At 65.5% G+C, this 22228-nt stretch carries 19 protein-coding genes; 6 read left to right on the top strand and 13 right to left on the bottom strand.

The window, feature by feature from the left end:
- Positions 1-17: 17 nt before the first annotated feature.
- Together ACVINW_RS25080 and ACVINW_RS25075 are read left to right on the top strand one after the other, a co-directional pair.
- Complete coding sequence (locus ACVINW_RS25080; protein WP_456753780.1) at positions 18-1304, top strand: hypothetical protein; 1287 nt, start codon at positions 18-20, stop codon at positions 1302-1304.
- Positions 1305-1423: 119 nt separating this feature from the next.
- Complete coding sequence (locus ACVINW_RS25075; RefSeq protein WP_456753779.1) at positions 1424-2986, top strand: caspase family protein; 1563 nt, start codon at positions 1424-1426, stop codon at positions 2984-2986.
- 67 nt (positions 2987-3053) lie between these two features.
- On the opposite strand, the gene ACVINW_RS25070 is transcribed toward ACVINW_RS25075, so the two are convergent.
- The 4 genes from ACVINW_RS25070 to thiD all read right to left on the bottom strand — a co-directional run bounded on the left by ACVINW_RS25070 (position 3054) and on the right by thiD (position 7155).
- Positions 3054-4043, bottom strand: a complete 990-nt coding sequence (locus ACVINW_RS25070; protein ID WP_456753778.1) for a threonine/serine dehydratase — start codon at positions 4041-4043, stop codon at positions 3054-3056.
- Between the two features lie 42 nt (positions 4044-4085).
- Entirely contained in the window at positions 4086-5177 is a 1092-nt protein-coding gene (locus ACVINW_RS25065; RefSeq protein WP_456753777.1) for a glycosyltransferase family 4 protein, read from the bottom strand.
- On the bottom strand, positions 5174-5986 hold the full coding sequence (locus ACVINW_RS25060) for a UDP-2,3-diacylglucosamine diphosphatase (protein WP_050403538.1): 813 nt from the start codon (positions 5984-5986) through the stop codon (positions 5174-5176). The genes ACVINW_RS25065 and ACVINW_RS25060 overlap by 4 nt, the downstream gene beginning before the upstream one ends.
- Before the next feature lie 371 nt (positions 5987-6357).
- Complete coding sequence (gene thiD / locus ACVINW_RS25055; protein ID WP_456753776.1) at positions 6358-7155, bottom strand: bifunctional hydroxymethylpyrimidine kinase/phosphomethylpyrimidine kinase; 798 nt, start codon at positions 7153-7155, stop codon at positions 6358-6360.
- 203 nt (positions 7156-7358) lie between these two features.
- Here thiD and ACVINW_RS25050 point away from each other — a divergent pair, with 203 nt between their 5' ends.
- Positions 7359-7604 (top strand): Lrp/AsnC ligand binding domain-containing protein, encoded by a 246-nt coding sequence (locus ACVINW_RS25050; protein ID WP_016845986.1) that lies wholly within the window; start codon positions 7359-7361, stop codon positions 7602-7604.
- A gap of 64 nt (positions 7605-7668) precedes the next feature.
- On the opposite strand, the gene ACVINW_RS25045 is transcribed toward ACVINW_RS25050, so the two are convergent.
- Entirely contained in the window at positions 7669-8598 is a 930-nt protein-coding gene (locus ACVINW_RS25045; protein ID WP_456753775.1) for a c-type cytochrome, read from the bottom strand.
- A gap of 167 nt (positions 8599-8765) precedes the next feature.
- Between ACVINW_RS25045 and ACVINW_RS25040 the strand changes: the two genes are divergently transcribed.
- Positions 8766-9188, top strand: coding sequence for a CHRD domain-containing protein (locus ACVINW_RS25040; protein ID WP_212015693.1), 423 nt, complete (start codon positions 8766-8768; stop codon positions 9186-9188).
- Positions 9189-9278: 90 nt separating this feature from the next.
- Here ACVINW_RS25040 and ACVINW_RS25035 read toward each other — a convergent pair whose 3' ends face one another.
- The 6 genes from ACVINW_RS25035 to ACVINW_RS25010 all read right to left on the bottom strand — a co-directional run bounded on the left by ACVINW_RS25035 (position 9279) and on the right by ACVINW_RS25010 (position 17721).
- Positions 9279-9725 carry a c-type cytochrome gene (locus tag ACVINW_RS25035; protein ID WP_057016701.1) on the bottom strand — a complete coding sequence of 149 codons (447 nt, stop codon included), beginning with the start codon at positions 9723-9725 and terminating at the stop codon, positions 9279-9281.
- A gap of 102 nt (positions 9726-9827) precedes the next feature.
- Positions 9828-12137 (bottom strand): xanthine dehydrogenase family protein molybdopterin-binding subunit, encoded by a 2310-nt coding sequence (locus ACVINW_RS25030; protein WP_456753774.1) that lies wholly within the window; start codon positions 12135-12137, stop codon positions 9828-9830.
- 128 nt (positions 12138-12265) lie between these two features.
- Complete coding sequence (gene murJ / locus ACVINW_RS25025) at positions 12266-13795, bottom strand: murein biosynthesis integral membrane protein MurJ (protein WP_456753773.1); 1530 nt, start codon at positions 13793-13795, stop codon at positions 12266-12268.
- A gap of 42 nt (positions 13796-13837) precedes the next feature.
- Complete coding sequence (locus ACVINW_RS25020; RefSeq protein ID WP_456753772.1) at positions 13838-14989, bottom strand: DegT/DnrJ/EryC1/StrS family aminotransferase; 1152 nt, start codon at positions 14987-14989, stop codon at positions 13838-13840.
- Positions 14990-15041: 52 nt separating this feature from the next.
- Positions 15042-16058 carry a Gfo/Idh/MocA family oxidoreductase gene (locus ACVINW_RS25015; protein WP_456753771.1) on the bottom strand — a complete coding sequence of 339 codons (1017 nt, stop codon included), beginning with the start codon at positions 16056-16058 and terminating at the stop codon, positions 15042-15044.
- Positions 16059-16308: 250 nt separating this feature from the next.
- Positions 16309-17721 carry a mannose-1-phosphate guanylyltransferase/mannose-6-phosphate isomerase gene (locus tag ACVINW_RS25010; protein ID WP_456753770.1) on the bottom strand — a complete coding sequence of 471 codons (1413 nt, stop codon included), beginning with the start codon at positions 17719-17721 and terminating at the stop codon, positions 16309-16311.
- A 348-nt stretch (positions 17722-18069) separates the two neighbouring features.
- Here ACVINW_RS25010 and ACVINW_RS25005 point away from each other — a divergent pair, with 348 nt between their 5' ends.
- Together ACVINW_RS25005 and ACVINW_RS25000 are read left to right on the top strand one after the other, a co-directional pair.
- Positions 18070-19035: a lysylphosphatidylglycerol synthase transmembrane domain-containing protein gene (locus tag ACVINW_RS25005; protein WP_456753769.1), complete on the top strand. Its 966-nt coding sequence runs from the start codon at positions 18070-18072 to the stop codon at positions 19033-19035.
- Positions 19036-19045: 10 nt separating this feature from the next.
- Positions 19046-20056: a glycosyl transferase gene (locus ACVINW_RS25000; RefSeq protein ID WP_456753768.1), complete on the top strand. Its 1011-nt coding sequence runs from the start codon at positions 19046-19048 to the stop codon at positions 20054-20056.
- A 5-nt stretch (positions 20057-20061) separates the two neighbouring features.
- Here ACVINW_RS25000 and ACVINW_RS24995 read toward each other — a convergent pair whose 3' ends face one another.
- The gene (locus ACVINW_RS24995) at positions 20062-21003 is read right to left on the bottom strand and encodes an NAD-dependent epimerase/dehydratase family protein (protein ID WP_456753767.1); all 942 of its coding nucleotides are present in this window, start codon (positions 21001-21003) and stop codon (positions 20062-20064) included.
- Positions 21000-22214, bottom strand: coding sequence for a glycosyltransferase family 4 protein (locus ACVINW_RS24990; protein ID WP_456753766.1), 1215 nt, complete (start codon positions 22212-22214; stop codon positions 21000-21002). The genes ACVINW_RS24995 and ACVINW_RS24990 overlap by 4 nt, the downstream gene beginning before the upstream one ends.
- Positions 22215-22228: the final 14 nt, after the last annotated feature.

The following is a 22228-nucleotide window of genomic DNA, read 5'->3' as shown; positions in this document are numbered from 1 at the left end:
TGCGCGGAGAGATTGTGATGGCCGAAGAAGCATTCGCCCTGTCGCCGATATCCGCCCGCGCGGCCCTGCCGAGCGAGGAGGATTATGCTGCGATCAGCGCGGCCTTCATGGAGACGTCGCGGGGCCGCTGGTTCCTCGGCGAATACGCCAAGCGCAACCGCAATGCCGACACGCGCATGGTGCTCGATGCGGTGGCGCGGATCGAGGAAAGCCTCAGCGCGCAGCGGCAGGCCGCCGCCGCGGCGATCAGGGACGAGCAGCTGGCCCAGACGCTGGCCGCCCTGCGCGGCGCGATCGAGGCTGCCCAGGCCTCCGCCATCTCAGCGCTTGACGGCATCAGCTTCGAACAGAACCTCGCGCCGGTGCGCAAGGGCGTGCGCGTGATTCGCGAAATCTCCTGGCGGCTGCGCGAGATCGGCAATGACGGCCGGATCTGCGACATCATCGATTCGCAGGCCAGCGCGATCGAGGCCGGCGCCGCCGAGGTGTCGATTGATGACGCCAAGGCCGTGCTGGAGACCGCCTTCGCGGCGCTGGCCCGCCGGCTCGGCGAGTTCGATCCGGACAAGGCGACGCCCGCGGCCGAACCTGTTGTGGCCGAGGCACCGGTCGCGGAGCCGCCCGCAGCTGCTCCCTCGCCGCCACCGGTGGCCGAAAGCGCCGCCGCCGATAGTGCGCCCCCGGAAGCCACGATGGCCGCCACGCCGCCAGCGCCGGCTCAGGAGCCTGCTACAATACCCCCCGCTGAGCCGGCCCCAGCCGCTGCGCCGCAGCCGAGCGAAGCCTGGATCAAGGCTGAAGCCGCACTGGCCGAAGCCGAAGCCGCAGAGCTTGCCCGCGTCACCGACGAGGCCGCCGCCGACGCCCAGGACGAAGCGGTGCTCGACCTGATCGCGATGGAGATGGGCGCGCCCGATCCGATCGACGAAGAGGCGATCGCAGAGGAGATGCGCGCAGCCGAGGAGATGCGCGTCGCGGAGGCGATGGCGGCCGAGCCCGAAATGATGGCACCCGCCATTCAGCCCGAGCCTGCACCGGCGCCCGAGCCCAAGGTTGAGATCAAGGCCGAGATCAAGGTCGAGCCCGCACCGGTCGCGGTCGCAGCCGTTGCCGAAGCGCCGGCTCCCGTGCCGCCGCCTCTCCCGCCCGCCGTCGAGGCTGCCGCCGCGCCCGCAGCGGAAGTCTCGCTCGGCTCGACCATCATCGCGAGCGGCCTGTTGAAGAAGCCGAATGTCGCAGCCAACGACCCGCTCGCGCCGATCCGCCGCATGAGCCAGGCCGAGAAGATCGCGTTCTTTTCGTAAGCGCGGACGATCTCCAACCGCGCACCTCCGTTGCGTGACCCAGCTCACGTACCGCGGCCGCATCTACGCCTAGCCTCCCACGACCGGGTCCCGCACCGGGATCAGCCTAGGAGTGCGCCATGGTCCGCCTGACATCGATGATGATATCGGCCGCATTGCTCGGCCTGTTCAGCCTTGCTGCGCCCCGCGCAGGAATTGCCGAGAGCGGCAACATCACCGTCGGCAATGCTGCGCAGGCGCCGGCGCAATCCGTCGATCAAGCCGCGTCACCGGCGATGCCGGCTGGCACGACGCCCGCTGCGTTGCGCGGAGCCGAGCAGCGCGTCGCACTGGTGATCGGCAATGCCAACTATCAGAACGCACCGAAGCTCGCCAATCCCGGCAACGACGCGCAGTCGATGGCCGAGCTGTTGAACGCGGCCGGCTTCGAGGTGATCGCCGCGACCGACCTCAGGCAGGGCGACATGGTGAAGGTGTTGCGGGACTTTTCCGACAAGGTCGCCGCGCGCGGCCCCAACACGGTCGCGATGATCTATTACGCCGGCCACGGCGTGCAGCTCGCCGGCGAGAACTATCTGATTCCGGTCGACGCCAGGATCGCGACGCCGTCCGATCTCGACGGCAATTCGGTGCGCCTCGTCGACGTGATGGGCACGCTCGAGAACATCCCGAGCCGGATGCGCATCGTGGTGCTCGATGCCTGCCGCAACAACCCGTTCCCTGACGTCAACGATGCCGGCCGCGGCCTTGCCGTCGTTGACGCGCCGAGCGGCTCGATCGTCGGCTATTCGACCGCGCCCGGCATGGAAGCGCAGGACGGCAGCAACGACGGCCACAGCCCTTACACCAACGCCTTCCTGCGCCTGGCGCGCCAGCCCAATCTGCCGATCGAGCAGCTGTTCAAGCGCGTTCGCCTCGAGGTCAACTCGGCAACCGACGGCCGGCAGACGCCGTGGGAAAGCTCGTCGCTGACCTCCGATTTCACTTTCTTCGGCGACACCGCGATGGCGGCGGCGCGCGCGCCGGCGAATGGCCCGGTGGTGCAGATGGCGTCGAACCTGCCGAACCGCTCGGTGCGCCAGGCCTATGACTTCGTGCTGTCGGAGGGCCGGCCGGACTATTATGAGGAATTCATCCGGCTCTATCCGCGCGATCCGCTGTGTGACCGCATCCGCTTCCTGCTGACCAACTGGATGCAGGTCGCGGCCTGGCACAAGGCGGTGCTCGCCAACACGCCGTTCGCCTACAAGACCTTCCATGACAACTTTAGCAACAGCCCCTACGCGCAACAGGCCCTGAAGCTGCAAGCGCAGCCGAAAGCAATCCCGCTGATGCAGTTCACGCGGCTTTCGAGTCGTCAGGCCTTCCGGCCGATCAATACTGGCGCGCAAGGCGCGACCGGAAAGATCGCGACCATGCCCGCGCCCGGCGCGAAGCCGGTCGGCATGCCGGGCTCGATCGGCAAGAGCAAAGTCGCAAACCTTCCTGCGACGAATGCCGGCAGCAACACGTCGAACCCCGTCATGAAAGGCAACGGCAGGCAGCATGTCCGCACCGAGCGGCAGAGCATGCCAGTCAACCGGATGAGATCAGGCGGCAGCCATACGGCCTTCCATTCGGGTTCATCAGGCTCGCACGTCGGCGGAATCGGCGGCGGCCACGGTGGCGGGTTCAGGCACTGATCCGCAGCACAACGAAACGGAGGCAGTGCGACCACCGCCCTGCCCCCTTCTTTTCAAACTGCTGATCTCAGGCGACGAGCTTCGCGAACAGGTCGGCATCGACATTGCCGCCGGAGAGCACGATGACGACGTTCTTGCCTTTGGCGTCGATCCGGCCCGCCAGCAGCGCGGCGAGACCGATTGCGCCACCCGGCTCGACCACGAGCTTCAGCTCGCGATAGGCAAACGCGACGGCGGCACCGACCTCGTCGTCGGAGGCGCTGACGCCGTTTGCCAGCAGCTTGCTGTTGATGGCGAAGGTCAGCTCGCCCGGCATCATCGCCATCAGCGCGTCGCAGATGGTGCGCGGCGCAACCGCATGCGCTTCGCGATGGCCGACCTTGAGCGACAAGGCATGATCGTCGTAGCCCGCGGGCTCGGCGACGATCACCTGGGCCTGCGGATACTTGACCTTCACCGCGGTGGCGACACCGGCGATCAGGCCGCCGCCGGAAGCCGGCGCCACGACGATGTCGGGCACAAGCCCGAGCGCGGCCATGTCCTCGGCGATCTCGCGGCCGGCGGTGCCCTGGCCCGCGATCACCAAGGGATCGTCATAGGGAGGCACGAGCGTCGCGCCACGCTTGCTGGCGATGCCGCTGGCGATCGCCGCACGGTCGTCGCGATCGCGATCGTACAGCACGACCTCTGCGCCGTAGGACTTGGTCCGCTCGCGCTTGGTGAGCGGCGAGTCCGCAGGCATCACGATGGTCGCCTGCATGTTGAGGATCTTCGCCGCCGCGGCCACGCCCTGGGCATGGTTGCCCGAGGAGAACGCCACGACGCCGCTGCTCCGCTTGTCCTGTGGGATCGAGGCGAGCTTGTTGAAGGCGCCGCGGAACTTGAACGATCCGGTCCGCTGCAACATCTCGGGCTTGAGGAAGACCCGGCTCCCGACGCGTTCGTTGAGAACGGGAAAGGTCAGCAGCGGCGTGCGCACCGCGAACGGCGCGACCACCCTTGCGGCGGCATCAATGTCCGCGGCAGCGACGGGTGGATTTAGAACGGTGTCCGTCATCCGCAATTTGTATCGCGCCGGCAGGCAGCCCGGCAAGACGCTTTAGCGTGAGGTTTGGTGGCTCGCCGGCAATGCCGCAAAATGATGCTCTCCGGCACCGAATTCCAATGCCTCCCCCTCACCGTCCGGCGGCGCGGGGCGGACATTCATGCAGCGATCGATGAACACCCGGGCCGACGCCTGCCAGGTGTGGAGCGCGGCAAAATCGACGCAGGCCTGGCGCGGAATGCTGAGTGCCTCGAGGCAGGCGTGGTGCAGATCGTCGTCGAGCACGCCGACCGGCGCCGCGCCGATCACGTCGCGAGGACCGGTGACCGGAAAAGCGGCAACCGGCAGGCCGCTCGCCAACGCCTCGAGCAGCACCAAACCGAACGCATCGGTGCGGCTCGGGAAAACGAACACATCGGCCGCGGCGTAGATCTCAGCCAATTCTTCCCCATGGCGGGCGCCGAGGAAAACGGCGTCCGGATATTTCCGCTCCAGCGCCGCCCGCGCCGGGCCGTCGCCGACCACGACCTTGGTGCCGGGCAGGTCGAGATCGAGGAATGCCTCGAGGTTCTTCTCCACCGCCACCCGGCCGACGCTGAGATAGACCGGCTGCGGCAGGCAGAGATCGACGTCGCGCGGATGGAACAGAGCGGTGTCGACGCCACGCGACCACAGCACCACGTTGCGGAAGCCGCGCTGGCGCAGCTCGGCCGCCAGGGCCGGGGTCGCGGCCATCACTGCCCGGCTTGGCCGGTGGAACCAGCGCAGCGCGCGCCACACCCAGGCCTCCGGGACCGGCGTGCGTGCTGACACGTATTCCGGAAAGCGGGTATGGAAGCTAGTCGTGAACGGCAGGCCGTGCTTGCGGCAATAGCGGCGCACCGAGAGCCCGATCGGGCCCTCGGTCGCGATATGGATGCTGTCGGGCTTGGCCGCCTCGATCAGGCTCGCGACCTTGGCCTGGTAGGGCAGCGCCAGCCGCAGATCGCGGTAGCTCGGCATCGCGAAGGTGCGGAACTCGTCCGGCGTCAGGAAGCTCACCTCGACGCCGAGCGATTTCGCCGCCTGCGCCATCATGGTCAGCGTGCGGACAACCCCGTTGACCTGGGGATGCCACGCATCGGTCGCGACCAGGATATGCGTCATGCAGCGCGTGCCGTCACTCGCGGAACGGGCGCGATCCGGCGCACCGGATCGGTCCAGGTGATGATCTCGAAATGGCCGTCCTCATGCTCGGCGAGCGCGGTGCAGCTCTCCACCCAGTCGCCGCAATTCATGTAGCGGATGCCGTGCTCGTCATGAATCGTCGCGTAGTGGATGTGTCCGCAGATCACGCCGTCGCAGCCGTGACGCCGCGCCTCTCCCGCCAATGTCGCCTCGAACGCGCCGATATAGTTCACCGCCTTCTTGACCTTCAGCTTGGCCCATTGCGATAGCGACCAATAGGGCACGCCGAACATCTTGCGGAAGAAGTTGACGAAGCGGTTCATCTGGATCGCGAAGTCGTAGGCCTTGTCGCCGAGATGGGCGAGCCAGCGCGCGTTCTGCACCACGAGATCGAAGATGTCGCCGTGGATCACGAGGTAGCGCTTGCCGTCGGCGCCGGTGTGAACGGTGTTCTCCACCACATCGATGCCGCCGAAATGCGTGCCGTAATATTTGCGCAGGAACTCGTCGTGGTTGCCCGGGACGTAGATCACCTTGGCGCCCTTGCGCGCCTTGCGCAGCATCTTCTGCACGAAATCGTTGTGGGTCTGTGGCCAGTACCAGTTCGACTTCAGCGCCCAGCCGTCCACGATATCACCAACCAGGTAGATCGTGTCGGCATCGTGAGAGCGGAGGAAGTCCAGCAGACGGTCGGCTTGCGAACCGCGGGCTCCGAGATGGACATCGGAGATAAACAAAGTGCGAAAGCGCCGCTCGGGGCTTTCTTCACTCAAGGAGTCACTTCCCATGCCTGTGCACCTAACAGATTCCTGTGACAAGGCGATGACGATCCCCGCGACCCAAGGCCCCACAAACAGTTAACGAGAATCAGCAGTACGCCCCTCCAATGCGGATAACAGCGGCGTGCGACAATCTGGCGACACGGGCGGTCGCCGCTGTGTGGAACGGGCATTACGGAAATGCACGGGAGCTCTCGTCCACCGTCATTGCGAGCGAAGCGAAGCAATCCATCGCCTCGCAAGCGGGGATATGGATTGCTTCGTCGCTGACGCTCCTCGCAATGACGGGCTTCACCGTTGCAAACGAGCGTAATCCGGGGCCTTCGCGCGCGGAGGGTTCATTCCCGGATTGCGCTGCGCTTCATCCGGGCTACAGGCAATCAGTAGTAATTGTGAAAATGATGCACCGGCCCATGGCCGTGGCCGACGGCAAAACGATCGGCGGCGGCGATCGCGTCCGTGATCCAGGCCTTGGCATGACGCACGGCAGTCTCCATCGTCTCACCCTTCGCGAGTCCTGCCGCGATCGCCGACGACAGCGAGCAACCGGTGCCATGCGTGTTTGCCGTCGCGACGCGCGGCGCCGACAGCGCGATGCTGCGCTCGGCGTCGATCAGATAGTCGATGCTGTCAGCACCATGTCTGTGGCCACCCTTGACCAGCACCGCGCGACATCCCATCGCCAGCAATCGCTTGCCCTGCCGCTCGACATCGGCTTCGGTCGAGGCGACCGGCTCGTTCAAAAGCGCCGCCGCTTCCGGCAGGTTCGGCGTGATCAGCGAGGCCAGTGGAAACAGCATGGACTTCAGCGCATCGACCGCCTCGGCGGCCAGCAGCCGATCGCCTGAGGTTGCGACCATCACCGGATCGAGCACGACGTGGCGCGGCGCCCAGCGCGTCAGCCCTTCGGCGATCGCAGCGATGGTCTCAGTTTGCGCCACCATGCCGATCTTGACCGCACCGACATCGAGGTCGGAGAACACCGCATCAAGCTGGGCGGTGACGAATGCCGCCGGCACCGGATGGATGCCGCTGACCCCGGTGGTGTTCTGCGCGGTCAGCGCCGTGATCGCGGAGGCGCCATAGACCCCGAGCGCCGCGAAGCTCTTGAGGTCGGCCTGGATACCCGCCCCGCCGGAGGAATCCGAGCCCGCAATGGTGAGCGCGATCGGCGTCATCGTGCGACACCGGCGGTCGAGACGAATAAGATCGTGACAATTGGGACCATGGCCTGTCCTAGCCCGGCCGCGCACCGGCAGCAAGTTCGCCTGACTTTGCCGCGCGTTGGCCTTGAGTTGCCGTTGCCTTGCCCCTTCCTGTCCCCTTGCCTTGGCCGCCGGTTTTTGGCCTATAGTCGGCCAAAACCCCGGAGACGACTTTGATGGTTCCTTTCTTCGTCCAGATCAAATGCAAGCTCGGCCAGTCCTACACCGTCGCCAACGCGCTGGCGGAAGCCGAGATTGCGTCCGAGATCTATTCCACCGCGGGCAATTACGACCTCCTGGTCAAGTTCTATGTCGACCACGACACCGACATCGGCCATTTCATCAACGAGAAGGTTCAGGTGATCCCGGGCATCCAGGACACCCTCACCATCATAACCTTCAAGGCGTTCGGCGCGAAGTAGAGCATGATCCGGTAAAGTGCGAAGCGGCTTTCCGAGCGGATCATGCTCAAACAGGAACCCGCTGCTAGGGCTTCTTCTCGGGCTTCGTCGGCTTCGGCGGCCCCTCGACCGGCGGCAGCGACTTGATGTAGTCGGCGATCGCGTCGCGATCACTTGATGAGAGCTGCGAGGTGTTGCGGATCACGCGCACCATCGATCCGCCGGCGCTGTCGCCGTCCGGCGTCTGCCCGCTCTCGAGGAAATAGGCGACATCCTTTGCGCTCCAGTCCGCGATACCCCTCGGCGTGATGTTGGGCACCCAGCCTTCGCCTTCCGGATTCGGGCCGCCGGCGAAGCGCTGCGCGGTGATGATGCCGCCGAGAAAATTCCGCGGGCTATGACATTCGGCGCAATGGCCGAAGCTGTTGACCAGATAGGCCCCACGATACCACTGCGCCGAGCGGCTTGCGTCCGCGATGAACGGCTTGTCGTCCATGAACAGGAATTTCCAGACCCCGACATTCCGCCTGATGTTGAAGGGGAACGGCAAATCATGGTCGCGCACCTTGCCGGCAACCGGCGGCAGGGTCTTCAGATAGGCGAACAGGTCGCGCACGTCATTGACCCTGGCGTGCTGATACGACGTGTAAGGAAACGCAGGGAAATAGTGCGTACCTGACGGCGAGGTCCCCTTCATGACCGCGGTGACGAAATCGGCCTCGCTCCAGCGGCCGATGCCGTCGTTCGGATCCGGCGAGATGTTCGGCGCGTAGAAGGTGCCGAACGGCGACGGGATCGCGAGCCCGCCGCCCAATCTGGTGCGGTCGTCCTGCTTCGGCACGGCGTGGCAGGAGGAACATCCTCCCGCGTTGAACGTTGTGAGGCCGTTGGCCAGGTTGGGCTGGTAGGCGGGCAGCGCGCTCGCAGCAACGGTCGCGGGGATGGTCAGCCACCAGTACACACTGAGGCCGATGATGCTGGCGAGGCCGGCAAGGAGAAGAATTCGTCGCAACATTCACCGATCCGTCATTGGTCGCGTCAGCATATCAACCACTATGATGACAACCCGTCGTACAAGCTCTCATCAAATTTGCCGCAGCTCACGATCATTTTGGGAATAATTCGGCAAACCCGCTGTTGAAGAAACTGCAACCGTCCTGTGACGTCAAAGGGGAGAGAACCATGCCAAACAAGACCTTGCTTGCCACGCTGACACTCGGTGCTGCCGTCGCCCTCGCCGGTCCGGCCTTCGCCGAGAAGCTGCACGCCAAACTGGACGGCAAGTCCGAAGTGCCTGCCAACACCAGCGCCGGCACCGGCACTGCCGATATCGACTACGACGCGGCCAGCAAGAAACTCAGCTGGAAACTGACCTATTCCGGCCTGTCAGGCCCGGCCACGGCGGCGCATTTCCACGGTCCCGCCGAGGCCGGCAAGAATTCCGGTGTCGCGGTCGCGATCCCGAACGCGACGTCGAGCCCGGTCGAAGGCAGCGCCACGCTGACCGATGCGCAGGCCGCCGATCTGCTCGCCGGCAAGTACTATGTCAACGTCCACACCGCGGCCAACCCTGGCGGCGAGATCCGCGGCCAGGTGACGAAGTAATCGTTCGCGACGCAACGCCAACAGAAACGGCCGACACAAAAAAGGGTGGACGCCCTAAAGCGTCCGCCCTTTTCGTTGATGGAATGGCGATCAGCCCTTCTTGACGCGATAGGTCTCGTGGCAGCCGCCGCACTGCTTGCCGATCACGCCCAGCTCGGCCTTCAGTGTATCGACGTCCTTGATCTTGCCCTTGGCATCGGTGACGACCTTCGCGAAGCTCGCGGACTGCTGCGCGAAGCCCGCCTTGTCTTCCCAGATTTTCGGCGAAGGGGCGTAATCGCCTTCCAGCTTGACGCCTTTCATGCTCTCGGGGAACAGCGTCGGAAGCTGCTTGGCGGTATCCTCGAACTGGGCCAGCGCGGCATTGACGGTCGCCTGGTCGTAGGGCTTTTCGCCCTTGATGATCGCCGACAGCGCACCCGCATTCTTGCCATTGTCCTTCATCATGGCCTGGGTCTTCTTGACTTGATCCTGCTGTGCAACGACTGCACCGGCACCGAACGCCAGCATCGCGACAACGACGACAATCCGCTTCATCGGCAAAACCCCTCAATTCCGCTGTCCCGGTCCGCAGGTACGCGGCCGGCCTGGTTTGCAAAACACCGCAGGCGGAATCTTCATTCCGCCTGCGACAATTTATCAGAGATTATGGCGGCGCTGCGCCTCGCGAATCGCGATCCAGACCCGTTCCGGCGTGGCCGGCATGTCGATGTGGTCGATGCCGTATTCACGATGCAGGCCCTCGACGATCGCGTTGACGACCGCCGGGCACGAGCCGATCGCGCCGGCCTCGCCTGCGCCCTTCACGCCCATCGGATTGGTGGTGCAGGGCACGTTGTGGGTCTCGAACACGAAGGACGGCCCGTCGGAAGCGCGCGGCATCGCATAGTCCATGAAGGTGCCGGTGACGAGCTGGCCGTCGGTCGGGCTGTACACCGCCTGCTCCATCAGCGCCTGCCCGATGCCCTGCATCGCGCCGCCATGGACCTGGCCCGCGAGCATCAGCGGATTGAGCGTGACGCCGAAATCGTCAACGATGACGTAGCTGACGATCTTGATGATGCCGATGGCGGGATCGATCTCGACTTCGGCGAGATGCGTGCCGTTCGGATAGGTGCCGTCGGCGCTGGCAAACGTCGCGCTTGCATTCATCTTCGACGTATCGCCACCGGGACGCTTGGCGAGATCGGCGAAGCTGACCGAGCGGTCGGTGCCGGCGATGCGGATGCGGCCGTCGGCGATTTCAAGATCGCCGGTGCCGGCTTCCAGCGCCTGCGCCGCGAGCTCCTTCAGCTTGTTGCCGAGTTCATGCGTCGCCCGCTGAACGCTGACGCCGCCCGACGGAATCGAGGCCGAGCCGCCGGTGCCGAGCCCGGTCGCAATCTTGTCGGTGTCACCCTGCAACACATGGACGCGCTCCGGCGGCACGCCGAACTGCTCGGCGACGATCTGCGCATAGGCGGTCTGGTGGCCCTGCCCGCTCGACTGCGTGCCGATCAGGACCGAGATGTCGCCATTGGGATCGAGCGCCACATTGGCGGTTTCCTCGCCCATCGTGCCGCAGACCTCGACATAGCTCGCCATGCCGATGCCGCGCACCAAGCCATCCTTCTTGGCCGCCTTGGCGCGCTTGGAAAACTCCTTCCAGTTGGCGATCTCCATGGCGCGCTTCATATGCGCGACGAAGTCACCGGAGTCGTAGACCTTGCCGGTCGCGGTCGTGTAGGGCAGCGACTTCGGCGGGATGAAGTTCTTGCGCCGGATCGCGTCCGGCGTCATGCCGAGTTTTCGCGCGGCCGCATCGACCAGCCGCTCGATCACATAGGCGGCTTCGGGACGGCCGGCGCCGCGATAGGCATCGACCGGCACCGTGTTGGTGAACACGGTGCGGACACGGCAGTGGAAGGCCTGAATGTCATAGAGCCCCGGCAGCATGCCGGCGCCGCCATGCGGGATGTAGGGCGCAAAGGTCGAGAGATAGGCGCCCATGTCGCCCATCAGGTCGACATCCATGCCGAGGAATTTGCCGTCCTCGGCAAGTGCCATCTTCGCGGTGGTGAGGTTGTCGCGGCCCTGCGCGTCGCCCATGAAATGGTCGGAGCGCTCGGCGGTCCATTTGACGCTCTTCTTGAGCTTGCGCGCCGCGACCGAGATCAGCGCATATTCGCGATAGGGAAACAGCTTGGTGCCGAAGCCGCCGCCGACATCCGGGCAGATCACCCGCATGTTCTCCTTCGGCATCTTCAGGATCATGTCGCAGAGGATCTCGCGCAGACGATGGCTGCCCTGGCTGCCGATCGTCAGCGTCAGATGATCCTTCTTGGCGTCGTATTCGGCGACCGCCGCGCGCGTCTCCATGAAATTGGTGATGACGCGCGGGTTGACGATCGTGATTTCGGCCACCGCATGGGCCTTGGCGAACGCGGCCTCAGCAGCGCCCTTGTCGCCGATCGAGACGTCGAACAGCACATTACCGGGCTTGTCCGGCCAGACCTGCGGCGCATCCTTCTTCACTGCATTGATCAGGCCAGCCACCGCCGGCAGCGGCGTCCACTTGACGTCGATCGCCTCGATCGCATCACGGGCATGATCGACGGTGTCGGCGACCACGAAGGCGATGGCGTCGCCGACATGGCGCACCTCATCCCTGGCGAGGATCGGATAAGGCGGCGCGATGAACGGATCGGTTTCGAGATTGAACAGGCACGGCAGCCCGCCGAGCTCGGCGACATCGGCCGCGGTCAGGATCAGCGCCACGCCGGGCATGCCGCGGGCCTTGCCGGCATCGATCGTGTAGGTCGCGTGCGCATGCGGCGAGCGCAGCACCAGCGCGTGCAGTGCGGGAGACGGTGCGAGGTCGTCGGTATAGCGGCCCTTGCCGCGAATCAGCGCGTCGTCCTCCTTGCGCCGCACACTTTGTCCGACGCCGAATTTGATGGGAGCTGCCATCGTCTCTCCAATTGGCTTGGTTGTTTGCGTGCATATTGGCGTGGTTGTCCGCGAAGCGCAAACCGCTTTCCGCCGCACGCGGCGTCATCGCACAGCCGGCTCCTATGCATTTGATTTGACAGGTAAAACTATACGCGTCGAAGGGCAAACAGCCAGCCGCGGCCGAACAGCGTGAGGATCAGGAAGCCGTAGACGAAGACGCCGACCACGATCAGCAGCAGCAGGATCATCTCGTCGCGGAAGAACCGCATCGGGGCAAACCACACATAGGCGAAATGCGAGGTCAGCCACAGCGCGAGCGCCAGCAGCACGCCGCACAGCCCGAAGGTGGCGAACGAGCGGATCAGCGTGCGATCGAGCGCGAGATAGCCACGGCGGACGGCAAACATCAGCACCAGCAAGAGATTGACCCAGGCGCCGACTGCGGTCGCGAGCGCCAGTCCGACCTGCGCCAGCGTGCCGACCAGCGCGATCTTCAGCGCGACGTTGACCGCGACGCCGGTCAGCGCCGCCTTGACGGGCGTGGCGGTATCCTTGCGGGCATAGAAGGTCGCGACCGCGCTACGGATCATCACGAAGGGAATGAGCCCGACCGCATAGGCCGCGAGCGTGGCGCCGGCGCTGGCGGCATCGGCCTTCGAGAACGCGCCGCGGGCAAACATCGCGCGCATGATCGGATCGGCAACCGTCAGGAATGCCGCCACGAACGGCACCGAGAACAGCAGCGTGAAATCGAACGCGCGGCGCTGCGCCGCCATGGCACCTGTGTGATCGTCGGCGGTCAGGCGCCGCGACATCTCCGGCAGCAACACGGTGCCGATCGCAATCCCGATCACGCCGATCGGCAATTGATTGAGGCGGTCAGCGTAATACAGCGCCGACAGCGCGCCCGCAGGCAGGAAGGTCGCGATGATGGTATCTGCAAACAGCGCGACCTGAGTTCCCATCGAGCCCAGCGTCGCCGGCCCCAGTGCGCGGAAAAAGCCGCGGACGTCCTCGTCGAGCTTCAACGGCGCGAACCGCGGCAGGCCGCCATGGCGTGCGAGGTCGCCGGCGAGCAGGACAAATTGCAGGAAGCCCGAGATCAGCACGCCCCAAGCCGCGGCATGGCCGGCGCTCGGGAAGAACGCTGCGAGCGCCAGCGTCATCATCATCGCGAGGTTGAGGAAGATCGGCGCTGCCGCGGCGCTGGCGAAGCGATGCATCACATTGAGCATGCCGCCATACAACGTCACCAGCGTGATCAGCAGCAGATAGGGAAAGGTGATCCGCGTCAACTCGATCGCGAGCTTGCGCTGCTCGGCGTCCTCGGTGAAGCCCGGCGCGAGGATGCTCATCGCCTGCGGCATGAAGGCCATCGCCACCACCAGCAGGATCACCTGCGAGGCGAACAGCAGCGTGAAGATGCGGTCGGCGAACAGCCGCGCCGACGCCTCTCCCCGCTCGCCATGGACATGGGCGTAGGCCGGCACGAAGGCGGCGTTGAAGGCGCCTTCAGCAAAGATCGCGCGGAAATGATTCGGCAGCCGCAGCGCCACGAAAAAGGCGTCGGCGACCGGTCCGGCGCCGAGGATCGCCGCGAGCATGATGTCGCGCGCGAATCCGGTGACCCGCGATAGCAAGGTATAGCCGCCGACGGTGAAGATGCGCCCAAGCATGGCTGCTTCTAGCGCATCATCACCCTACGTCAAAATGACCTATCAGGCCGAAAGCGCGCTGCGCACAGCCGCGATGACGCGGTCCTGCGCCGCCTCGTCGAGATAGGGGTGCATCGGCAGGGCGATGACGTCCTTCGACAACCGTTCGCTGACCGGCAGGCCGCCATCGGCAACCGGATAGTGGCTGTAGGCCGTCTGCTGGTGCACCGACTTCGGATAGTAGATCATGGTCGGAACGCCCTGCGCCTTCAGCGCGGCCGCGAAGGCGTCGCGATCGATGCCCTCGGACAGGCGGATGGTGTACTGGGCCCACACCGAGGTACAGCCCGGGGCAACGCGCGGCACCGCGACGAGGTTGCCGAGCGCGCGCGAATAGCGTTCCGCGACCTTGTTGCGTGCGGCGATCTCGTCGTCGAAGATCTTCAGCTTCTCGAGCAGGATCGCCGCCTGCATGGTGTCGAGCCGCGCGGTGAGGCCGAGCCGCACATTGTCGTACTTGTCCGAGCCCTGGCCGTGGACGCGGATGCTGCGCAGCGTGCGCGCGAGTTCCTCGTCGTCGGTGAAGATTGCGCCGCCGTCGCCGAAACAGCCGAGCGGCTTGGCCGGGAAGAAGCTGGTTCCGGTCGCGAGCCCGAAGGTGCCGAGCCTGCGGTTCTTGTAGGTGGCGCCAAAACCCTGCGCGGCATCGTCAAGTACGAAAAGCCCCTCGGCCTCGGCGACCGCAGCGATCGCATCGTGGTCGGCGCTCTGGCCGAACAGATCGACCGGGATCACGGCCACCGGCTTCAGCCCGCGCGCCCGCGCCGTCGCGATGCCGCGCTTCAGCGAGCTGACATCGATGTTGAAGGTCTCTTCGTCGACATCGACGAACACCGGCGTCGCGCCGGTCAGCGTCACGACCTCGCCGGTCGCACAGAAGGTGAAGGTCGGGCACAGCACCGCATCGCCCGGTCCGACATTCTTCGCCATCAACACCATCAGCAGCGCGTCGGTGCCGCTGGCGCAGCTCACCACATGCTTGGCGCCGGTATAGTCCGCCAGCGCCTTCTCCAGCGCGGTGACTTCCGGACCGTTGATGAACTGGCAGTGATCGAGCACGCGCGCAACCGCGTCATCGATCGACTTGCCGAGCCGCCGGCGCTGCGCGGAGATATCGATGAAGGGAATGGGCTCAAGCTGCATATGCTGGTTCATGGAAACTCTTTGCACGTGTTGAGTGAATGACAGACAGCCGGTGAACGGACGATCAGCCGGCGATGCGGCGCGGTCCCTTGCGGATCGTCGAGGCGGCAGGCCGCGCCGGCGATTCCAGGCAGCGGATCGCGATTTCGAGGCTGGCGACGCCCTCGTCGCCGGACACAGCCGGCAGCTTGCCGCAGCGCACGGCATCGAGGAAGGCGATCAGCTCGGCGCGCAACGGCTCGTCGTGGCCGACCGGCAGATGACGCATCGAATAGCTGCCGTCCGGCTTGAAGCCGAAGCATTCGGTGACCTGGCGGGTGAGCAGATCACCCATCACGTATTTGCCGCGGGTCGCGACCGTGACGTTGCGTGCCTTGAACGGCGTCAGCCAGTTGGTGTTGATGTGGGCGAGCACGCCGGAAGCGGTGCGGAATTGCAGCAGCGCGATGTCCTCACGCTCCGCGACCGCGCTGGAAAGCTGCGGCTGCACCTCGACGATGTCGGACTCGGTGAACCAGCGGATCAGGTCGATGTCGTGCACGGCGAGGTCGATCACGACGCCGACATTGGACATCCGCGGCGGGAACGGGCCGACCCGGGTGATGCCGATCGACAGGATGTCCTCGCCCGAGATCGCCTGCTTGATCGCGGCAACCGCCGGATTGAAACGCTCGACATGGCCGACCATCAGCGTGACGCCGGCGCGCGCGGCGGCCGCGACGATCTCGCGGCCTTCCTCGACGGTGGATGCGACCGGCTTCTCGACCAGGATGTGGATGTTGCGCGCGATGCAGGCGAGCGCGATCTCGTGATGCAGATGGGTGGGAGCCGCGATCGTCACCGCATCGATGCCCTCTGCGAATAGCTGATCGAGGGTTTCAAAGGCGCGGCAGCCGACCAGGTCGATGGCGCGGGTGCGGTGCTCCGGAAGCGGATCGACGATGCCGATCAGCAGGACGCCGGGCAGTCCGGCCAGCACGCGGGCATGGTTGCTGCCCATCACGCCCGCGCCGATCACACCGACGCGCAAGGCGCGGCCGATATCGGCCTTCGCGCCGGCTGCGGACACTTTTGCATTCATATCGTAGACCCCAAGTAACGTTCTGGCGGTTGTCCCGGCTCCTCGGGGAGCCACACCGGCTCCGAGGGAATCAGCACCCAGGCCCCTCTTCCCGATCTGCCCTTCGGCGCAAATCACCCCGCTTCGTTGGCAGCCGCTATAGCACGGCGTCACAAATGTGGCGAATGCCAACAACGAAATCCGGACACGTTTTGATTCAAAGAGTTACATCGCCCGCGGCTCAATTCCGAGCGCGGGGACCAGCTCGACCTCAGGTGCGCTGATAGTCGTCCTCGATGCGAATGATGTCGTCCTCGCCGAAATAGCTGCCAGTCTGCACCTCGATCAGCTCCAGCTGAATCTTCCCGGGATTCTCCAGCCGGTGCACCGCGCCGATCGGGATGTAGATCGACTCGTTCTCGTGCACTGTCTTGATCAGCTCGTTGACGGTGACCTGCGCGGTCCCGCGCACCACGATCCAGTGCTCGGAGCGGTGATGGTGCTTCTGCAAGGAGAGCCGCCCGCCCGGCTTGACGATGATGCGCTTGACCTGGTGGCGGTCGCCATTGTCGACCGACTGATAGGAGCCCCACGGCCGATGCACCTTGATGTGGTCCTCGGTCACCTTAGGCGCCGCCACCTTCAATTTCGCGACCAGCCGCTTCAACCCGTTGGCGTCGTTCTGGCGCGACACCAGCACGGCGTCCTGGGTCGCGACCACGACGAGATCGTCGACGCCTTCGAGCGCGACCAGCGCACGATCGGTCGAGACGTTGCAATTGCGGGAGTCTTCGAACACCGCTGCGCCGCGTGCCGCATTGCCCTGGCCGTCCTTGTCGGAGAGTTCCCAGACCTGGCGCCACGAGCCGATGTCGGACCAGCCGCACGCCACCGGCACCACCGCGGCATGGGCTGTCTTCTCCATGACGGCATAGTCGATCGAGATCGCCTTCGCCGCGCCGAAGGCCGCGGCGTCAAGCTTGTAGAACCCGAGGTCGCGCGTCGCGGACACAACCGACTGCTCCACCGCGGCAACGCTGTCCGCATCGACATTGCGATACTCGTCGAGCAGCACGCCGGCGCGGAACATGAAGTTGCCGCTGTTCCAAAGATAACCCGCATCGATATAGCCGGCTGCAGTTGCGCCATCCGGCTTCTCGACGAATTTCGCCACCGCGCGCACTTCGCCCGCGACCACCTCGCCCGGATTGATGTAGCCGTATTCGGTGGCGGGCCGTTCCGGCTTGACGCCGAAGGTCACGATGCGGCCGGCTTCCGCGGCCACCAGGCCGCCGCGGCACGCGGCGGCGAAGGCCGACGTATCCCGCACCAGGTGGTCGGCGGCGAGCGCCAGCACGATGGCTTCGCTGTCGCGGCTTTGCGCGAACGCCGCCCCGGCCGCGATCGCCGGCCCCGAGTCGCGGCGCATCGGCTCCAGCAACACATCAGCTTCGCGGCCGATCTCGGCCAGCTGCTCCAGCACCATGAAGCGATAGGCCTCGTTGGTGATCACGATCGGCCGCTCGAACAGGCCGGCATCGGAGACCCGCAGCAGCGTCTCCTGGAAGGTCGAGCGCGCCCCGAACAGCGACAGGAACTGCTTCGGATGCACCTCGCGTGACGCCGGCCACAGCCGGGTGCCCGCACCGCCGCACATGATCAGGGGAATAATTCGTCGATCCATCGATGCCTCAAGTCCTGTCGTGCAAGGCCTGCGGTGTCCATCCGCGGACGGACACCAAATTGGCCCGGCCGCCGCGGCTGGCGGCCCTGTTACCTGGGAAGCATTATCCGGGCAGTCACGCGCCCCCACGCGTCTGGTCGGATTTTACCGGTCTTGTAACCTCCCGGCGAGCGGCTGGCCGCCCCCCGTTCCGGCCTGTTTAGCCATCCCTTCGCGCCTGCCGCAATAGGGACCACTACGGGTATTGCCAGATCGGTGCGGAAACCATACCAAGGCGGCGAATTTGGGCGCGCGAAAGCGGTTTGCGCTGTTTTTGACACATCCTGAAACCTTGCAGCGCGAACGGAAATGCGCCGAATCCTGCTTTCGACCGTCAAGATCCTGATCTCGGCTGCGCTGCTGTATTTCTCGCTGCGCAAGGTCAATCTGCATGACCTCGCCTCCCGGATCCAGGCCGAGAGCTTGGGCTGGCTCGGCCTGGCGATTGCGGTCACGTTCCTGCAGATCTTCCTCGGGGTGCTGCGCTGGCGCGAGATCAGCGTAGAGTGCGGCGCGCCGCTGCAGACCGGGCAGGCGATGCGTTATAACGTGATCGGCACCTTCTTCAATCAGACCCTGCCCTCCTCGATCGGCGGCGACGCCGTGCGGCTGTGGCTGGTCGCGCGTGCCGGTGCGGGCTGGCGCGCCGCAACCTATTCGATCTTCGTCGACCGCGCGATCGGACTGATCGCGCTGGCCGTCGTGATCGCTGCCGCCCTGCCCTGGAGCTATCGGCTGATTTCCGACTTCCACGGCTGGACCGCCTTGCTGCTGCTCGACCTCGCCGCGCTCGCGGCCGGATTTGGTTTCCTGCTGATCGGCGTGTTGCCGTGGTCGTGGCTGAAACGCTGGTGGGCAACGCATCACATCCACGCCTGCGCCGTGATCACGAACCGGGTGTTGTTCAGCCGCCAGCACGGATTGTGGGTCGCGACTCTCTCGATCGCCATCCACGTGGTGACCGTCGTGATCGGCTGGTGCGTGGTGAAGTCGATCGCCGCCCCCGTCACCTTCGGCGAGATCTTCCAGCTGCTGCCGCCGGTGATGCTGATCACCATGATGCCGATCTCGATCGCGGGCTGGGGCGTGCGCGAGGCCACGATGGCACTGGCCTTCGGCTATGCCGGATTGATCGCCAATGAGGGCGTCAACATCTCGCTGCTGTTCGGCGCGGTCTCGTTCGTGGTCGGCGTGTTTGGCGGACTGGTGTGGATCGCAAGCCCGGAAAAGGCCGCCAAGGGCGCCGAGCCGATCGAAGTCCCGGGATCGCAATAACCGGACCACGATGAGCCATTTCGAAATCCTCCTGTCGTTGATCGCCGCGGTTATGGCCGCGTCGATCTCCGCTATCCTGATCCGGGCGACACGGCCACTGCTGCTGCGTGTCGCACTGGCGAAGCCGAATGCGCGGTCGTCGCACCGCATTCCAACGCCGCAGGGCGCCGGCATCGCGGTCACGGTTGCCACGCTGCTGGCGGGCGGGATCGTCATCGCGCTCGCCGGATCGCCGGACCTGACGATCCCGTTCATCGTGTTCGCAGCCTGCCTGTTCATCGCCGTGGTGGGCTTTGCCGACGACATCCGCTCGCTGCCGGTCGTGCCGCGGCTGTTGTTGCAGGCCGCCGCCGTCGCGGCCGTGGTGCTGTCGGCACCTGGCGACCTCAGGCTGGTTCCGGCTGTCCCGCTCTGGCTTGAACGCGGCCTGCTGCTGATCGCCGGCCTCTGGTTCGTGAACCTCGTCAACTTCATGGACGGGCTCGATTTGATGACGGCAGCCGAGGCCGTACCGATCACGGTCGCGGTCGCCCTGCTCGGCTGCTTCGGCCAGGTCCCGGCTGCAGCCGCGCTGGTCGCGGCGGCGCTGTGCGGGGCGCTGCTCGGTTTCGCGCCGTTCAACCGGCCGGTCGCGAAGATCTTCCTCGGCGATGTCGGCAGTCTGCCGATCGGCCTGCTGCTCGGCTGGTGCCTGCTCGAGCTCGCCTTGCATCAGCAGTTCGCCGCCGCGCTGCTGCTGCCGTTGTATTATTTGACGGATGCGACGGTCACGCTGATTCGCCGCATGGCGCGACGCGAACCGTTCTGGGCCGCGCATCGCTCGCACTTCTATCAGCGGGCGACCGACAACGGCTTCACGGTATGGCGCGTCGTCGGCGAGGTCTTCGCGCTCAACCTGGTGCTGGCGCTGCTCGCATTCGCTTCGGTCGCCCTCAACTCCCTCGCCGCTGATATCGCGCTGCTGCTGGCCGGCGTGCTCGCCGTCAGCTGGCAGCTGCGGCGGTTCTCGCGGCCGCTCTGATCAGGTCAGGCTTCCGTTTTGCGCAGCGCGCGCTTCAGTCCCTCGTCGAGGCTCAGTGGCTGCCGCCAACCAGTGCCCGCGATCTTGGAGAGATCAAGTTCAAGCGAGGCGTACAGGCTGTCATAGGCCTCCTTGCGCCCGCTCATCGTGAGCGACACCTTCAACAGCGGCGGCGGCAGCCAGAACAGGCGCGGCGAGGTTTCTGCCGCGCGGGCAAGGCGCTCAACGAACTCCCGCGTCGAGACCTGCTCGCGATCGGCCACTAGAAACACGTCGTAATCGTTCCCTGGATGCGACAACCGGTGCAGGATGAACGACGCCAAGTTCTCCGCCGACACGAACGCGCGACGATTCTTGACGTAGGCGAGCGGAAGCGGCAAGCGATTGATCACCGCGCGCTTGAGCAAGGCGAAATTTCCCTTGGCACCGGCCCCGTAGATCAACGGCGGCCGGATCACGGTCACCCTCATGCCGCTGCCTGGCGCAATTTCCTTCAAGCCGACTTCGGCAGCGGCCTTCGAGTTTCCATAGAGGCCGCGGGGCGTCAGGACATCGTCCTCGCGAAATGGCGGGCGCCCGTAATTGCTACGCCCGTGCACCAGGATCGTGCTGACGAAAATGAAATCCCGGACACCCGCCGCGGCCGCGGCACGCGCCAGATGCAGCGTGCCTTCGATATTGACATTGCGGTAAAGCTCGATCGCCTGCTCGTCGGACTGCTGGTGAACGCGGGCCGCAAGATGAACAACGACGTCGACGCCGTCGAGAGCGGCGCGCCAATCGGTGGCTGGACTGAGCGAGCCGATCGCCACGTCGTTGGCGTCTTGCGGCGTGGTTCGCACCGCGCTGCGCACCATCCAGCCATTGCGCGTCAGCGCGGGCACCACATGGCGACCGACAAAGCCGCTGGCACCCGTCACCAGTACCGTCCGCCGACCATCGCTCATGCCGTGCGCTCCACTTCGCGATTGGATAGCAGCTCCGCAACCAGCGCGGCATAGCTCGCCAGCGCCCGCTCCGGACTGAAGGTCCGCGCGGCCGCGACGGCGCGCTCGGCCATCGCAGCGTCCTGCGATCGCGACGCTAGGCGGATGGCGTCGGCGAGTTGATCCGGTCTGCCCGGAGTGACCACCCAGCCCAGCCGGTTTTCGCTGACGGTCAGCGCCGCCTCGGCCTCGGGCTCGGAGACCAGGATGACGGGCCGGCCGGCCGCAAGCAGGTTGTAGAACCGGCTCGGCACCGACACGCCGGCGACGTCCTTGCGATAGGGAATGAGCCAGACGTCCGCGCTGGACAGCAACGCGTCCAGTTCGCCGTCGGCGACACGCTCGACCAGCGTGACGTTGGCAAGCTGCGCCGCGGCTTGCATCTCTTTCAATCGCGCAAAGCCCATACCCCAGCCCGAGAGCAGGAAATGGATGTCGCTCTCGTGGCGCAACAGCTGCGCTGCGTTAAAGACGATGTCCGGATCGTGGGTGAAGCCCAGATTGCCGGACAGGCCGACCACGAAACGGGCGCCGATCGCCTTGCGAAACGGATTGTCGGGGCTGACGGGACGATTGCCCGGGGCAAGCGTAGCCCAGTTCGGGATGAACCTGATCTTGTCCTGTGTCATGCCGCCATAGCGCAGCAGCAACTTCTCGGCATCGCGGCCGATCACGATGACGATGTTCAATGCACGGAACATCAGCGCGTTGATCGCGCGCATCGCCCGCGCTACCAGCGAGGCTGGCCGCAGCAGCCCGGCCATCACGAGCACATCGGGAAACAGGTCGTGCAGGATCAGCGCCGACTTCGCGCCCTTCAACCGTGCCGCGGCGGCGACCGCATAGGGCAGCGCAAACGGGGCGGTCACCGTCAGCGCGACATCGCCGCGCTTGAGCCGCGACAACAGCGCGAAAAAGATTCTGCCGGTGAACAGCGCCTCGGCGAGCGCGCGCTTGACCAGCGCCGCCTTGCCCGGCAGCCAATTTCTGATCTCGACGACGACAGGTCGTCCGGCCTCCGGCGCGCGCGCCGAGCCTGGCATCCCCGAGACCACCATCACGTCCGTCTCCTGCGCGATCCGTTCGGCGATCGCGGCCATGATCGCGGCGGTCGTGCTGTGGTCCGGCGGATAATGCTGGCTGACGACCACGACTTTTCGAGAATGAGGCATCAATAGCTTTCGAA

The organism is Bradyrhizobium sp. USDA 4461 (genome assembly GCF_054055655.1).
Note: the sequence above shows the minus strand (reverse complement) of the source record. Positions and strands in the feature narration are given on the sequence as shown.